Source organism: Larsenimonas suaedae (assembly GCF_023712105.1).
GTDB lineage: Bacteria > Pseudomonadota > Gammaproteobacteria > Pseudomonadales > Halomonadaceae > Larsenimonas > Larsenimonas suaedae.
Genome location: NZ_JAMLJI010000001.1, coordinates 666,824 through 680,708 on the forward strand (window position 1 = coordinate 666,824; position 13,885 = coordinate 680,708).

Genomic DNA, 13,885 nt, shown 5'->3' on the forward strand with positions numbered 1-13,885 from the left:
TGCGTCCATAAAAAAAGAAGTCCGGTGGGTAGGCCACCGGACAAGAGCAAGGGATCATTCAAGGGAACACCTACTCTGATGCCGGCATGTTCCGGAAGTTCCTCACTCTAGTGAAATTCTCGCGATTTTTTTTCAGCGTCCCGCTCCGAGAGCACCTTGAGCCAGACGAACCGGTTCGCATCGAGGCGCTGTTCGCCATCGAATCGATAGGCCACCAACCGCCCGTACTTCACTGCACTGTAGTCAAGACAGGCGACGTTCGGGGCCGGCAGAGCCGGAATGCCCTCACACCAATAGTGCCCGATAAAGAGCGGTCGGCGTGTCGGAGCGTAGTAGGCAAGCGAACGCCGCTCCCGCTCGGAAAGCGGCCGCGCGTCAAGTTCCTGCGGCAGATGATCGGGCTGAAAGACCACATCGCCGTAGGTTTCGGGCTCGGGCGTCCAGAAATTGGCGCGAAAGGCCCGGCGCGAGAACCCATCGCTCGAGCGAATCTGAAGGCCATCGGGCAGCACGACGTTGGCTCCCCGGGTCGAACGGTCAAGGACGCGGTATTCGAAGCTGTCGCTTTCGACAGTACGGTTCAGGAATGCGCGGTCGATCCGCCCGTCTGGGTAGGTCTCAAGAAAGCGCCGCACCAAGGGCTCATCCCAGCAGGCATGTACGACGCGAAGCGTCGGAAGTTCCAGGCACAGCGGCAGGGTCATGAACCAGTCGAGATAGCTCTGCCACAGCGCGTCGCGTCCCTCGAACTGTTCAAGGGTTTCTCGAATGACGTTGGTACTTCTGGGCGTATGGGGTCTCAACCAACCACTGCCCGATGGGCTTGGCGAGCAGTAACTGAGCGCGTGATATTCGTGATTGCCCATCACGATCAGGGCGCTTCCGGCATCCACCATTTGCTTGGCGATGTCGAGCGCAAGCGCCACACGCGGCCCACGGTCGATCAGATCCCCAAGGAAGATGACCCGTCGACTCGGGTGGCGATAGACCCCATCGCACCGCGTATAACCGAGGCGCTCCAGCAGTACCGCAAGTGTTGCGCCACAGCCATGTACATCGCCGATCAGATCGAACGCGTCCTCGCTCATGGCCTTCATTCTCCGAGCCGACTGCTCCAACCGAGCTTGTTGCGGCAGATGGCGTAAAAATCGTGCCCGACGGGATGAATGAGATTCAGCCGCTCCGGCAACCGCTTGACCTCGATGATATCGCCGGGCTGGGCCACGACTTGAGACTGTCCGTCACAGCTCAGGTGCGGAAAGGCCTCGTTGGTTTCACCGACGTGAAGCGTGATGCGGCTGTCGGCATCGACCACGATCGGCCGGCTCGACAAGGTATGTGGGGAGAGAGGCACAAGCTCGATCGCATCGAGCCCCGGATGCAGGATCGGCCCGCCGCCGGAGAGCGCGTAGGCGGTAGACCCCGTCGGCGTTGCAATGATGAGCCCATCGGCGCGCAGGGTGTAGACAAACTGCTCGTTGATAAAAAGCTCGAACTCGAGCATTTGAATCGCCTTGCCGGGGTGAAGCACAACGTCGTTAAGGCAGTTGCCGCGCGCGATGCACTCGCCGTTACGCTGAACGCGCATGTCGAGCAGAAAGCGCGCTTCGTGCTCGAACTCGCCATCGAGCACGCGGCCGACACCCTCTTCGACCTCATCGGGGGCGATGTCGGTCAAAAACCCGAGGCGCCCCCGGTTGACGCCGAGCACCGGTGTCCCGCTGGAGCACAGCACTCGCGCCGCGCCCAGGAGACTGCCGTCACCACCGACCACGATCACCAGATCGCAAGACTGGCCCATGGCCTCACTCGACATGACTTCCGGCGCCTGTCCCAAAAGCGATTCCGCGATATGATCCTCGACGATCACCCGGCAACCGCGTGTCTGTAAAAACCGGATCAAACGTTTTAAGGTGACCAGGGTATTGGTGCTGCCCAATCGTCCGATCAGGCCAATCGCTTTGAACGACGGCATGCTAAATATCCATTCACGGGCCAAGCGCTGCATTATGCGACGGTGAACAAATCGGGGCAAACGCCAACATGAACCAGGACCGCATCCAGGCCGATCTGGCTTGGCTAAGCAAGGCCCCGCGACTGATGGACCTGGGCGGCATCACACCGCCCACCTCTGAGCTACTGCCGGCACCGCTTGAATCGCTGTCATCGATGGCGGACGCCATTGCCTGTGACTACCTCGAAAAAAATCAGCGCGTCCGTCTCGGGCACTACGTCGAACGGCTGTGGCAGGCCCTGCTCAACGCCCAGAACGATACTGAGGTTCTTGCGTACAACCTCGGCGTTCGAGACCCTGAAACGCCCACACGAACGCTTGGGGAGCTCGACCTTCTTTATCGAACCGGCGCACGCATCGAGCATCTAGAATTTGCCGCCAAGTTCTTTCTTGGCCTGCCGCAAGGCCCGGGCGCCGAGACGAGCATGGCCCGCTGGATCGGCATGAGTGGCACCGACTCACTCGCCAGAAAGACCGCCCACCTGCTTCGCCATCAACTGCCCATGGCTCGAAAGCTGTTCGAGCATCCACCCAGGGCGCTGGCAGCGCTTGACGGCGATCTTCGCTCGCGCATGCACGTGACCGGCGCGCTGTTCTACCCCTGGATCAAGGGCAATGGCGTCAGCCTCTCCGCCCCTGAGGGCGCCGCACTCGAGCATGAGCGCGGGGTCTGGATGTATTTTGACGATGCCGAGCACGCGCTTTCCGAGCTTTGCATCACCCACCTTGTGCGGCTTTATAAACCGCATTGGCTGTCACCGCCGCCGCTCGAGACGCTGGAGCCGATCGACTCTGTATTGGAGGCAGTGCGAGAAGCCGCGTACCACACCCACCAAGCACTTTGGGGGCTTACCGCGGATCAACGCCTGATGCGCCTTGTCATCGCCCCACCTCACTGGCCCGACCGCATCGGGCTCCCTCCTACCCCGCCCATCACGGCAAAAGTCCTGGAGGCTCCCCGCTTCACGCTGAAAAAAACGACTTGACCCTGTAGTGAACAACAGGGGGTACACTGAGTTTGATGAACATTGGTCGATCAGGAGCCCCATGAAAGACTTGAAACGCGGTGACCTCGCACGCGCCGCCGGCGTCTCGAGTGAAACGATTCGCTACTACGAGACGCAGGGGCTGCTGCCCGCTCCGGCGCGGGACGCCAACGGCTACCGCCGTTACACGCCCGACACCCTCGAACGGCTGGACTTCATTCAGCGCGCCAAGGCCATGGGCTTTAGCCTCAAGGACATCGGTGAGCTTCTGGCGCTGGAGATTGATCGCGACGCCCACACCTGTGAAGAGGTCAAGCGCATTGCCGAAGCCAAGCAGCGCGACATAGAGCGGCGCATCAGCGAACTCAAGCGCATGCAAGATGCCTTGAGCGTCATCAACGCGCGCTGTTGCGGTGGGCCGCACTCGGCCACGCACTGCACCATCCTGACCGCCCTGGCCGATAACGAATCGATCGAGGAGACCTGCCATGGGCATCCTGACTGACATCGGGGCGGCGTTTCTGGAACTGTGGCAGGAGGCCGCCGTCTGGCTACTGCTGGGGCTGGTGGTCGCAGGGCTCTTGCACACATTTGTCAAAAGCGAGCGCATCGGGCGACACCTGAGCGGCACCGGGCCCTGGCCGGCGATAAAGGCGGCCCTGCTTGGAACGCCATTACCGCTGTGTTCCTGCGGCGTTATTCCGGCCGCGATCGGGCTTCGCCGCGGCGGGGCATCAAAAAGTGCCACGACCGCCTTTCTGATCTCGACACCTGAAACCGGCGTCGACTCGATCGCGATTTCCTACGCCCTGCTCGGCCCGTTCATGACCGTGATCCGCCCCATCGCAGCGCTGTGTTCGGCACTGACGGCGGCCATGCTTGTCCTGCTCGGAGAACGACGCGACGAAACGCCGCCACCACCTCAGCAACGTGCGTCCACCTGTGGCAGTTGCTGCGGCGGCGGGAATCAACGCACCGATGCCGCTGCATCGATGCCCGGACTGGGCACCCGGCTCTGGCAGGGCCAGCGCTACGCGTTCACTTCGCTGCTCGGGGATCTGTCACTGTGGCTGGTGGTCGGGCTGCTGGCTTCGGCGATGGTAGTTGCTCTGGTGCCGAACGACGCACTGGCCGAGCTCTCCCAGGGGCCAGGGGCGATGCTTGTGATGGCGCTGATCGGCGTGCCGATGTACATCTGCGCCTCCGCCTCGACCCCGCTTGCCGCCGGGCTGCTGCTGGCCGGCGTATCGCCGGGAGCGGTGCTGGTCTTTCTATTGGCGGGCCCGGCCACCAACCTTGCAACGCTTGGCCTTGTCCGCCGTGAGCTCGGCACACGGGCTCTGGCAGGCTATCTCACAGGAGTCATCGGGGTGGCGATCGCGTTCGGCTATCTGACCAACGCTTTGATCGCCACGTTTGGGATCAATATTCAGGGCGAGCTTGGGAGCCACACCGCACTTCCCGAAGCACTGAGCTGGGCTGCCTCGATTCTGCTTGCCGTACTGGTACTTCGCGACCTCGCAATAGGTATTACAAGACGGCTCGGCACCAAGCGCATCCCCCGAAGTGCCTGAGACCGATCACACGCCGGCCGCATGACGCCGGCGTCTTTTCTCCCAGGCCTCGTTGACCACCAGTGAAATCACGATAATGGCGCCGCCAAGCGTCAGCCGCAGCAAGTCAGCATCACGGTTCCAGATCACCAGGTTAACGACCAGCCCTGCCGGAATCAGTACGTTGTTCATGATTGCAAGGGCCCCAGCATCGACCCGCCGCGCGCCTTCGTTCCATAGGAAGTAGCCAAGCCCGGAGGCTACCAGCCCGAGCCACGCAAGCACCCCCCACTGAAGCGGCTCTGGACCGGGCGCGCTTTTATCGCCAAGGATCAGGTAGGCAACGACCGCAACGCCAAGTGCGCCCAGATAGAACCAGCCGAATACGGTACGTGCCGGCACATCGATCTGCTCCCGCGCCATCAGGCGACGGTAGCCGACCTGACCGATGGCAAAGCAGAGGTTGGCCGCCTGAACCATCAGAAACCCGACCCAGAACCCCTCGCCGCCCTCGGGCGCCTGAAACCGGATAACCGCCGCGCCGACGACGGCGATCAAGGCCGTGAACAGATGAAACGGGGTAAATCGCTTGGCAAGCGCGTCATCGAGCAAGGTGATATAGATCGGCGTGAAGATCGTAAACAGCAGAATTTCCGGCACGCTGAGCAGTAGAAAGGACTGATAGTAGGACACATACATCAGCCCGAGTTGAATGGCACCGACCGCCATCAGGCCAAGCCGGAGGCGCATCGGCACCGCACGCGGCTTCAGAAATGGCACAAACAGGATCGAGGCCAGCACGATGCGGGTCAGCACCGCAAAGTAGCTGTCGACGTGGCCGGCGATGTACACACCGATCAGGCTGAAGGAAAATGCCCACAGGCACGTGACGAAAACGAGATAACCCATATGAGTGGTAAACCTGAAAAGGATGAATGGTTGACAGCGATTATACGGGCCTGGAATGCGCTCACAAGCGTAACCGCCTACCGAATGCGTTCCGAGCCGGCCGCACAGTCAACCAGTGGCTGGCACGGCGAAGGTAAAGGTCAGGTACGAACGCAGCTGAATGAGGCCGGTGCGGTACTGCACTTTTTCGAGCAGGGAACGTTCAAGCCCGCGCAAACGCAGAGTATCAAGAGTCGGAATGTCTTTCGCTGGGAGCTCAACGACCATCATCTTGCGCTTTACCACGAGCGCCGAGGGCCTGAGAACGCCGTGTTTCTGTTTGACCTAATGGCAGTATCAGATCATTCGCTACAGACTCGATCGCCGCACCTTTGCGGTCAGGATGTCTACGACGCCACGCTCACCCTCCACGACACACACCTTGAATTGATCTGGTCAATCAGCGGCCCACGTAAATCCGAGCGCCTTGTTTACCGCTATCAGTGCCTCTGACGCCCTCAGGTCGAATTGACCCTTCGAGGCACGCCGCGCATGACTTCCAGAAAATCAGTTCACAAAAAAAAGCGCCCGCGTGAAAGCGGGCGCTCTGGGTCGATGTTCAGTGCGTCAGAATTTCGCGATAACCCATACGGCGTGAACGATCCCCGGAATAAAGCCAAGCAGGGTCAGTACGATGTTGATCCAGAAATGCTTGTTGGCAATGCCCACCTGCAACAGCACGCCCAGCGGGGGAAAGATGATAGCGAAAATAATGCGAATGATATCCATGACAACTCCTTGTCGTTAATGAAATCGAATCTATTGAGGGTCATCGCCACTGTCGTCGGAGCGGCGCTGCTTGCGGGCAAGTTCTTTCGAATCGCCAGCCAGTGTGTCGTGATAGCGCTCCCAGTCTTCCCAGTCAAACGGCGTACCACTTCTTGGACGATGATCGCCTGACTGACGGGCGCGCGACCAAGCTTTTTCCTCGAGCGTCTGCGGCTTGTCTTCTTCCTTATCAAGCGCAATGCCTTTACGAGCGAGATATTCTTTCGCGTTCATTGGACCCTCCCAATGCGTTCAGGGACTACATGAGGGTAACGTACACCAGTATCAATCCCATACCCATAAAAAAACCGCCACTGGACTGTGGCGGTCAAAACAACATACAAGGAACAGTAAGCAAGACGTGCTATCAGCGACTGACTGAAATCTGCATCGTCTTACCCACTCTGACCACGGCCTTTTCATTTTGATCCATAGAAAATAAAAAAAATTGAAATCGGCTGGAATCCACCGCCATGGCTTGCTTGCGCGCACCTCTTAAACCGAATAGGATCACCTCGTCGGCGGGCGTAGCTCAATGGTAGAGCACTTGGTTCCCAACCAAGGTACGTGGGTTCGATTCCCATCGCCCGCTCCAGTTCCGCGCCTCTCTCCTTCACCTCTCTTGTGTCACTCGGTTCAATCAAGCGCCCGACGCTCGAGCCGCTCATAACACTCGTTTGCCCAACGATTGGCGTATTGAATCGAGGCGCTGTAACGGCGCTCGCGCAGGGTATAGCGCGGCACGGTATAGGCCCCATCGACGATGCTTCGCTCCAGCTCGGTTTTCGCGGTCTTGGCCACGGTATTGACCAAAAAACCGGATTGACGCTTTTCCATGGCTTGAAACGCCGATTCGTAGATCGCCATGCATGTCTGATTCGTTGGCGCCGCATAAACGCTCGGGCTGATCAGTAAAGCCAGCGCCATCAAAAAAGTCCCTTTCATGTCGTGCTCCCAGATAACGGCTCCGTCCATAGAGCGCATTCAGGGGTCTGGCGTTTTAGGGAAGAAGCTTTAAAGCCAGACGCTCTGCTTCTTTCATCGGCCGACACTGGGATTTCATGGATCACTTGAAAGCCATCACCATTAAAAAAAGCCCATGAAGGGCTATTTTAGTAACTCGATTGAGTGATGGTTACTGCCTACGGCCGCAGTTCGTTGACGGCTTACTCAACAAGGCGGGCCATGTCGATGGGCGTGTACGCGAGCACTTCACAGCTCACATTGATGTATCTCGAATCATCGATACTGCTTCGATGCACATGTCCGTGAATGTTGATATTGCCGCGAAGCTCATCGGGGTGGATCGGTGCGTGCGTTAACCAGGCGTTTTTATAGTGCTTCATCGCGCCGATGCTTTTGCACAAGGGGAGATACTCGGTGAGCGCCGGTGACCCTTTTCGTTCGTTATCGTGATTGCCAAGGATAATGTGCAAAAACCCAACCTGTGAGGCGATCTCTTCCAGATAACGCATGCCCGGCTGATAGACCACCACATCGCCCAGTATGTACAGCGAATCGAACTTACCGCAGACCGAAAGAATTCGATCAGTAATCGTGCGGTCATGGGCCTCGATACTTTCGAACTCGGGGCGGTGCCGAAGGATATTACCGTGCCCAAAATGAGTATCCGAAATGACATAAACTGCCATGCAGCGCCCTTACGTTAAACCGTTTAAACCATGGTCAGGGTAAATCCACATCCCTGATTCCAAGACTCAAGCACAGCTCGTTCATTAGCCACTTCTTAAAGCTGGCCAGCTTGTTCCTGAAGGCGCCTAGCCTGGTCTTCATGCATTGTCTCCCTGCTTATCCATAGACTCAAAATCAGTGGCGCCCATGATGACCGACATTAATCTGCCCTCGTCCGTGAAAGTAGCGGCAATTATCGAAGCTTTTCATGGTTAACGCTCACGATTTATACGCTTTGGCTCAAAATAACGTGCAAGAAGGAGTTAACGTGCAACCAGGCAATGTCCTGAATGACGCACAGATCAACTCTGAGTCTGACTTTTTATACGCCTCACCCTCTTAAATCAGATACTCGGTACGCTGATGCGGGCGCAAAAGCCGCTGTCGTCTTCTCGATTTAAACCAACCAACATCGAAACGCGTCAGTACCGGAAGGGATCGTCATAGATCAATTCATCCCGCCAACTGACGTTGGCCTTGACCGCCCGGGCCGGCACCCCCACGCACAGGGAATTCGCGGGCAAATCCTGGGTTACGATCGCACCGGCCCCGACAATGGAGCCGGCGCCAATCGTCACGCCCTTCATGACTTTTGCCCCTTCCGCCAGCCAGACGCGCTCTTCAATGACAATGTCCTGGGCGTAATTGATGCGCGTGTTGGTTTCAAGATCGATGATCGAGTGTTGATCGGTGGTTCGTATATGAGGGTTGGCCAGCAGACAGCCCGGCCCCAGGGTAATGCGCGTCGATGGCTCTCCACAGGTGATGAAACACCCGTCGCCGTTGATCGACGTGCCTTCCCCGATTAAAAGCGTTGACCCTTGCGTGACCGACAGCCGCCCCTTGATCAAGCAGTTCCTGCCAATTACCACGGTCGAGTCACTTCCGATGAATACGATCTTGCAGCGCTTGACCGTCACACCGGGTTCAAAAATCAGGGTATTGTTCGCCCCCCTGAACACCACCTCACTTTTAAGTACGCGCTTGAGAGTGTCTCGTCCCTGAATTCGATTGCCTTTTTCACCCTTGATGCGAAGTTTGTATTCCGGATGCAGTTGTCTTTTGATGGTTTTTAAGGCCGCATCAAATAACTCGGCGACGTTTTTTCCAATAAACAGATGAGAGACGCGCGCGCCGGGTTTGGAGTCATCGTTTCGCATGGGAAGTCTTGTTTTAATGATTTAAATAAGTAACCCGATATTAAAACGAATGTATTAAATTCCAAACCTCTGTTCACGCGCTTCAGGCGGCGTTCATGGCAAGGCACGCATAACCGCGGCCCCTCACTTGGTTTATTCATAAAAAAACCGGCACATTGAGTGCCGGTCTTTAATAGGCAGCGCGCGATCAGGGGATAATGCGCTCGGCTCGAAGCCTATCGAACAAATCGAAGAACGAACTGCGGGTGTTACGGAAATAGTGGAAACCGAATTCGCGAGACCTGGTCATGTCGTTGACACACTCTTGATCACGTCCCAGATCGGCATCGGTGTGCCACCAGGACACCAGCTTATTGATGTCCGGCTCGGCCAAATCATGCGTTTTCGCCATGTCACGCCAGACAGACTCCATACCCTCCATCTGGGCATCCAACGTCTTGAATGCCTCAGGGTCGTCAACCACATCGAGTCCAAAATACTCACTGAGCTCACCCCAGAGCCGGCGCCAGCGGAAGACATCGCCGTTGACCACGTTAAACGCCTGATTCCACGCGCCGGGCGTGGTGGAGGCCCATTCCATCTGGCGAGCCAGCACCAAGGCATCCGTCATGTCCGTTAGCGCATTCCACTGCGTCTGTGAGCCTGGGAAGACAAACGGCTGCCCGGTCTCCTTGCAGATCGAGGCGTATACGGCAAGCGTGGTGCCCATGTTCATGGCATTGCCCAGGGCGTGGCCGATGACGGTATGTGGCCGATGCACGTTCCAGGCGAACCCGTGCTTTTGAGCGGCCTCAAACAGAACATCCTCGAGTTCATAATAAAAGTTGGCGCCAGGCACGCGCGGCTCGGACTCTCGAAACGGCGTTTCAGTGCGGCCACTGCCATAGGCCTCGAACGAGCCCAGGTACTGCTTGGTCCCCGTCACCAGCGAAGTGTGCTCGAGATGGGTGCAGTCAAGCGCGTTAAAGAGGTTTCGCATCATGGCCCCATTGGCCTTGACGTTTTCTTCCTCGGTGTCTCGACGGATCCAGGTGCAGTAGAAGAGATGGCTTATCTTTAGCCCAGAAAGCGCCTGTTCAAGCGAGTCAGGTTCAAGCAGATCAGCTTCGACCGGAATAACGCCGCTTTGCTCGGTGGCTCGACGCGACAGGCCATAAACCGTCCAGCCACTGGCAATGAGGTACGCCGCCAGATTGTTCCCGGTAATGCCGGTCGCGCCCGCGATGAGTGCCGTTTTCTTCACGATAATCTCCCGTTCGGTTCATCTTGCCCGACGTGTCAGGCATGTGAGCGAAGCCTAGAGATCGTGAATTGTTGCTACAATCGACAAATAATCAAAACTTTATTGCGATAAACGCAACTTCAAGGAAATCAGCACCATGGACATGAACGCCCTTCGAACGTTTGAGCGCGTGGCCGCCACCGGCAGCTTTACCGACGCCGCGCACCACTTTCGACGGTCGGTCTCGTCGATCTCGCGTCAGATTCATGGGTTGGAGGAGGCCCTGGGCCAGCCGCTTTTCTATCGCCATACCCGCGCCGTCACACTGACCGAAGCCGGCAGACGCTACTACGAAGACGTTCGAAAAGTGCTGGAACAGCTGGATCTGGCCACCGACGCGCTGCAGCATCCCGCCGAACACCCAAGTGGCACACTGCGTATCAATGCACCGGTCGCCTTTGGCCAGCACCAGGTCATTCCCTTGCTGACTCAGTTTCAACGCCGATTCCCCGGGGTGACTGCCGATCTTCACTTGAGTGACACCGTGGTCGACCCGATCAAGGAAGGCCATGACCTGACCTTTCGCGTCGGCGATCTGACCGATTCCTCACTGATCGCCCGGCCGCTTGCGCCAATGAATTACGTGGTCGCCGGCGCCCCCGATTACCTGGAACGTCGCGGCGTACCGACCACGCTTGAGGCGCTCAAGCATCACGACTGCCTAGTCTATCAGGGGGAACTCGGCCGCCAGCGCTGGCATTTTCAGCAAGGCGAGGCCAAGGAGGTGGCCCTTGACGTCTCGGGGCCACTGATCAGTAACGACGCAAGCAGCCTCTTGAACGCAGCACTTCTGGGGCAAGGACTCGTCATCTTCCCGACCTGGGTGATCGGTGACGCACTCAAGCAAAAGCGCCTGATTCCGGTACTCCGGCAATGGCGCTGCGAGGTCATGCCGGGCCGGCGTCAGCTGTATGTGCTCACCTCGGAACGACGTCTCACCATGCCCAAGGTCCGTAGTTTCATGGAGTACCTCTTCGACGCACTCGCGCCGACACCGCCCTGGGACAGGTGGGAGGAGGTGCTCTAGTTCCCCTAAGGGTCCTGCGTCATCAACCAATACTCATGACACTGTGCCATACCCAAGTTGCCGGGTTACCTAGTACCACTGTCATGACGTGCTCAAGGCGCGGCGACTTGGTGGCTGGTGTGCTTTGCGCAAGCACCGTCTATTACATGCTGTCGCTTTTTTGCTGAACACTTGCCCGACAAAAAAAAGGACTAGCGATCAATATGTTGAGCGCAAAAAACCGCTGCGCCCATGCTTTTTGAACCAAACTTTCCTATACTTGCCCGCTTCGCAGGAAGCGCAGACACGGTCACCGCCAAGCCCTGGCCCACCGGATACGGCTTGAGCTGCCCGAAGTCTAAACGAACGGTTCCCCTCCCCTACTCAACGATGAATAAGGCGCGTTTTGTTTGAGTTGAGACGAAAAATCACAGAAGGATCTTCGGCAGTGAGACCGTTGGACAACGATGCTTTTCTTGAAACCCTCATCGATTTTGCCGAAGGCGGGTCGGACGTCGACATAACGCTGCACGTCAATGGCGCCCTGATCAGCGGCCAGCTCATTTCGCAAAAACACTATTTCGAGCTCGGCCTTGCAACGCTGCCTGAAACCTTGAACCTCCCCCAGAAGCACGAGCCGGTCAGTGACATCAGCGAGCTTTCCCAGGCCGTTCACGAAGGCCAGGACATCACCAACGACGTGATCGAGGACGGCGAGTTCGCCTACCTTTGCCTTCACTTGAAAAACGCGATGATGACCACCGGGCCGAATCAACAGATCAAGCTCGGCGGTGAACGCGGACTGTGGCGCGGCCGGGTCAGCGCCGTCGACGGCTTCGCGCTCGGGCTTGTGGATCACTGAGACACACGCAGGCGCCGACTTGCGCTGCCGGTAAGTGCCTCACACAATGACGGTTCCTGTTCAGGCGATGCGTACCGACGCGTCATCATGACAAGAACAGCGCGTTTTTCCTGTTTCGGCCTCGAATTACAAGGAGTAAGTACGTGGAGTCTACAACCATCGATTACTGGCTGACGGACATGGACGGTGTGCTCGTCCATGAAAACAAGGCCATTCCCGGCGCGGCGGACCTCATCGCCCAATGGCGCGATCAGCAAAAGCCGTTTCTGGTGCTGACCAACAACTCGATCTACACCCCGCGAGATTTGAGCGCCCGCTTGTCGCGAAGCGGCATCGAGGTGCCCGAGGATCAGATCTGGACCTCGGCACTGGCCACCGCCACGTTCCTTAGGGATCAGGCGCCAGGCGGGTCGGCGTTCGTGATCGGTGAGGCCGGCATTACCACCGCCATGCACGAGGCCGGTTTCGTGATGACCGACGTGGAACCGGATTTCGTCGTACTGGGTGAAACCCGCACCTATTCGTTCGAAGCGATCACTCGCGCCATTCGCCTGATCAACGCAGGCGCCCGGTTCATCGCCACCAACCCCGACGTCACAAGCCCCAGTACCGAAGGCCCCCTGCCGGCCACCGGCGCGGTCGCGGCCATGATCACTGCCGCCACCAATCGCCAGCCCTACGTCATCGGCAAACCCAACCCGATGATGTTCCGCTCGGCCATGAACAAACTCGGCGCCCACTCCAAGCGCACCGCCATGATCGGTGACCGAATGGACACCGACGTAGTCGCAGGCATCGAGGCAGGTCTCCACACGATTCTGGTCATGACCGGCATCGCCGATAAAAACGAGATTGCGCGCTACCCGTTCCAGCCCAAGCAGATCCTGGAGTCCGTCGCCGATCTGATCGACAAGGGCGCAAGCAACGCCTCGTCATCCAAGAAAAAAGGCAGCTAGCCTGTCAGGCCTCGGGCCAGCGATCCTCGCCGATCAATGACTCGAGGGCCCGACGCCTATCCCAATTGCACTGCTCGAGCATCGGCGCGGAGTAGAACGCCTCGACGTGGCCGATGCACAGCACCGCAATCACCCGGCTGCCTAAAGGCGCCTCGATCAGCGCCCCGACCTTGTCCGGATCAAACAGCGACACCCACCCAAGCCCGAGCCCTTCGGCACGCGCGGCGAGCCACATGTTCTGAATCGCGCAGCTGGCAGACGCCAGATCCATGTCCGGCATGGTCCGCCGACCAAACACATAGGCCTCGCGGTGATCCGTCAATGCCATGACCCAAAGCTCGGGGCATTCGCGAATGCCCTCGACCTTGAGCGCCATGAATTCGCGCCCGCGCGCACCAAGGGCATCCGCTGTTGCCAGACGCTCCTCCTCGACAAGCTCGGCCAAGCGGGCACGCCGCTCGGGCGCGCCGATCCGGACAAACCGCCAGGGCTGCATGTAGCCCACACTCGGCGCGTGGTGGGCAGCCTCCAAAAGGCGCGTCATGGTGGCCTCATCCACCGGGTCCGATAGGAAATGACGCATGTCGCGGCGCTCAAAAATGGCGCGATAGACCGCGTCGCGGTCAGTGCCTGAAAAGGCGTTTTTGGAAGCCGTCAT

At 58.3% G+C, this 13,885-nt stretch carries 17 protein-coding genes and 1 tRNA gene; 8 read left to right on the forward strand and 10 right to left on the reverse strand.

Features of this window, described 5'->3' with window-relative positions:
- Positions 1–107: 107 nt before the first annotated feature.
- Positions 108–1,088, reverse strand: a complete 981-nt coding sequence (locus NAT49_RS03175) for a metallophosphoesterase (RefSeq protein ID WP_251590255.1) — start codon at positions 1,086–1,088, stop codon at positions 108–110.
- Between the two features lie 5 nt (positions 1,089–1,093).
- Positions 1,094–1,975 (reverse strand): NAD(+) kinase, encoded by an 882-nt coding sequence (locus tag NAT49_RS03180; RefSeq protein WP_251590256.1) that lies wholly within the window; start codon positions 1,973–1,975, stop codon positions 1,094–1,096.
- Positions 1,976–2,043: 68 nt separating this feature from the next.
- Here NAT49_RS03180 and NAT49_RS03185 point away from each other — a divergent pair, with 68 nt between their 5' ends.
- The 3 genes from NAT49_RS03185 to NAT49_RS03195 all read left to right on the forward strand — a co-directional run bounded on the left by NAT49_RS03185 (position 2,044) and on the right by NAT49_RS03195 (position 4,574).
- Entirely contained in the window at positions 2,044–3,000 is a 957-nt protein-coding gene (locus tag NAT49_RS03185; RefSeq protein ID WP_251590257.1) for a DUF1853 family protein, read from the forward strand.
- 61 nt (positions 3,001–3,061) lie between these two features.
- Complete coding sequence (gene zntR / locus NAT49_RS03190; RefSeq protein ID WP_251590258.1) at positions 3,062–3,505, forward strand: Zn(2+)-responsive transcriptional regulator; 444 nt, start codon at positions 3,062–3,064, stop codon at positions 3,503–3,505.
- On the forward strand, positions 3,489–4,574 hold the full coding sequence (locus NAT49_RS03195) for an SO_0444 family Cu/Zn efflux transporter (RefSeq protein WP_251590259.1): 1,086 nt from the start codon (positions 3,489–3,491) through the stop codon (positions 4,572–4,574). The genes zntR and NAT49_RS03195 overlap by 17 nt, the downstream gene beginning before the upstream one ends.
- Positions 4,575–4,580: 6 nt before the next feature.
- On the opposite strand, the gene NAT49_RS03200 is transcribed toward NAT49_RS03195, so the two are convergent.
- A complete protein-coding gene (locus tag NAT49_RS03200; protein ID WP_251590260.1) occupies positions 4,581–5,462 on the reverse strand; it encodes a DMT family transporter in 882 nt (293 codons plus the stop codon).
- Between the two features lie 30 nt (positions 5,463–5,492).
- Here NAT49_RS03200 and NAT49_RS03205 point away from each other — a divergent pair, with 30 nt between their 5' ends.
- Entirely contained in the window at positions 5,493–5,954 is a 462-nt protein-coding gene (locus NAT49_RS03205; protein WP_251590262.1) for a DUF6314 family protein, read from the forward strand.
- A gap of 114 nt (positions 5,955–6,068) precedes the next feature.
- Here NAT49_RS03205 and NAT49_RS03210 read toward each other — a convergent pair whose 3' ends face one another.
- Together NAT49_RS03210 and NAT49_RS03215 are read right to left on the reverse strand one after the other, a co-directional pair.
- Positions 6,069–6,230 carry a YqaE/Pmp3 family membrane protein gene (locus NAT49_RS03210; protein WP_251590263.1) on the reverse strand — a complete coding sequence of 54 codons (162 nt, stop codon included), beginning with the start codon at positions 6,228–6,230 and terminating at the stop codon, positions 6,069–6,071.
- A 30-nt stretch (positions 6,231–6,260) separates the two neighbouring features.
- Positions 6,261–6,503: a hypothetical protein gene (locus NAT49_RS03215; RefSeq protein ID WP_251590265.1), complete on the reverse strand. Its 243-nt coding sequence runs from the start codon at positions 6,501–6,503 to the stop codon at positions 6,261–6,263.
- Between the two features lie 287 nt (positions 6,504–6,790).
- On the opposite strand from NAT49_RS03215, the gene NAT49_RS03220 reads away from it, so the two are divergent.
- Positions 6,791–6,864, forward strand: a tRNA-Gly gene (locus NAT49_RS03220).
- Between the two features lie 41 nt (positions 6,865–6,905).
- Here the strand turns inward: NAT49_RS03220 and NAT49_RS03225 are convergent.
- The 4 genes from NAT49_RS03225 to NAT49_RS03240 form a co-directional block, all read right to left on the reverse strand.
- Positions 6,906–7,214, reverse strand: coding sequence for a hypothetical protein (locus tag NAT49_RS03225; RefSeq protein ID WP_251590267.1), 309 nt, complete (start codon positions 7,212–7,214; stop codon positions 6,906–6,908).
- Between the two features lie 221 nt (positions 7,215–7,435).
- The gene (locus NAT49_RS03230) at positions 7,436–7,921 is read right to left on the reverse strand and encodes a metallophosphoesterase family protein (protein ID WP_251590268.1); all 486 of its coding nucleotides are present in this window, start codon (positions 7,919–7,921) and stop codon (positions 7,436–7,438) included.
- A 462-nt stretch (positions 7,922–8,383) separates the two neighbouring features.
- Complete coding sequence (locus NAT49_RS03235; RefSeq protein WP_251590269.1) at positions 8,384–9,121, reverse strand: acyltransferase; 738 nt, start codon at positions 9,119–9,121, stop codon at positions 8,384–8,386.
- Between the two features lie 187 nt (positions 9,122–9,308).
- Complete coding sequence (locus NAT49_RS03240; RefSeq protein ID WP_251590270.1) at positions 9,309–10,364, reverse strand: SDR family oxidoreductase; 1,056 nt, start codon at positions 10,362–10,364, stop codon at positions 9,309–9,311.
- A gap of 136 nt (positions 10,365–10,500) precedes the next feature.
- Here NAT49_RS03240 and NAT49_RS03245 point away from each other — a divergent pair, with 136 nt between their 5' ends.
- From NAT49_RS03245 to NAT49_RS03255, 3 genes are all read left to right on the forward strand, one after another.
- Entirely contained in the window at positions 10,501–11,430 is a 930-nt protein-coding gene (locus tag NAT49_RS03245) for a LysR family transcriptional regulator (protein WP_251590271.1), read from the forward strand.
- A gap of 427 nt (positions 11,431–11,857) precedes the next feature.
- Positions 11,858–12,271, forward strand: a complete 414-nt coding sequence (locus NAT49_RS03250; RefSeq protein ID WP_251590272.1) for a GvpU-like protein — start codon at positions 11,858–11,860, stop codon at positions 12,269–12,271.
- Positions 12,272–12,414: 143 nt separating this feature from the next.
- A complete protein-coding gene (locus NAT49_RS03255; RefSeq protein WP_251590274.1) occupies positions 12,415–13,227 on the forward strand; it encodes an HAD-IIA family hydrolase in 813 nt (270 codons plus the stop codon).
- 4 nt (positions 13,228–13,231) lie between these two features.
- Here NAT49_RS03255 and bluB read toward each other — a convergent pair whose 3' ends face one another.
- A complete protein-coding gene (bluB, locus tag NAT49_RS03260) occupies positions 13,232–13,885 on the reverse strand; it encodes a 5,6-dimethylbenzimidazole synthase (RefSeq protein WP_251590275.1) in 654 nt (217 codons plus the stop codon).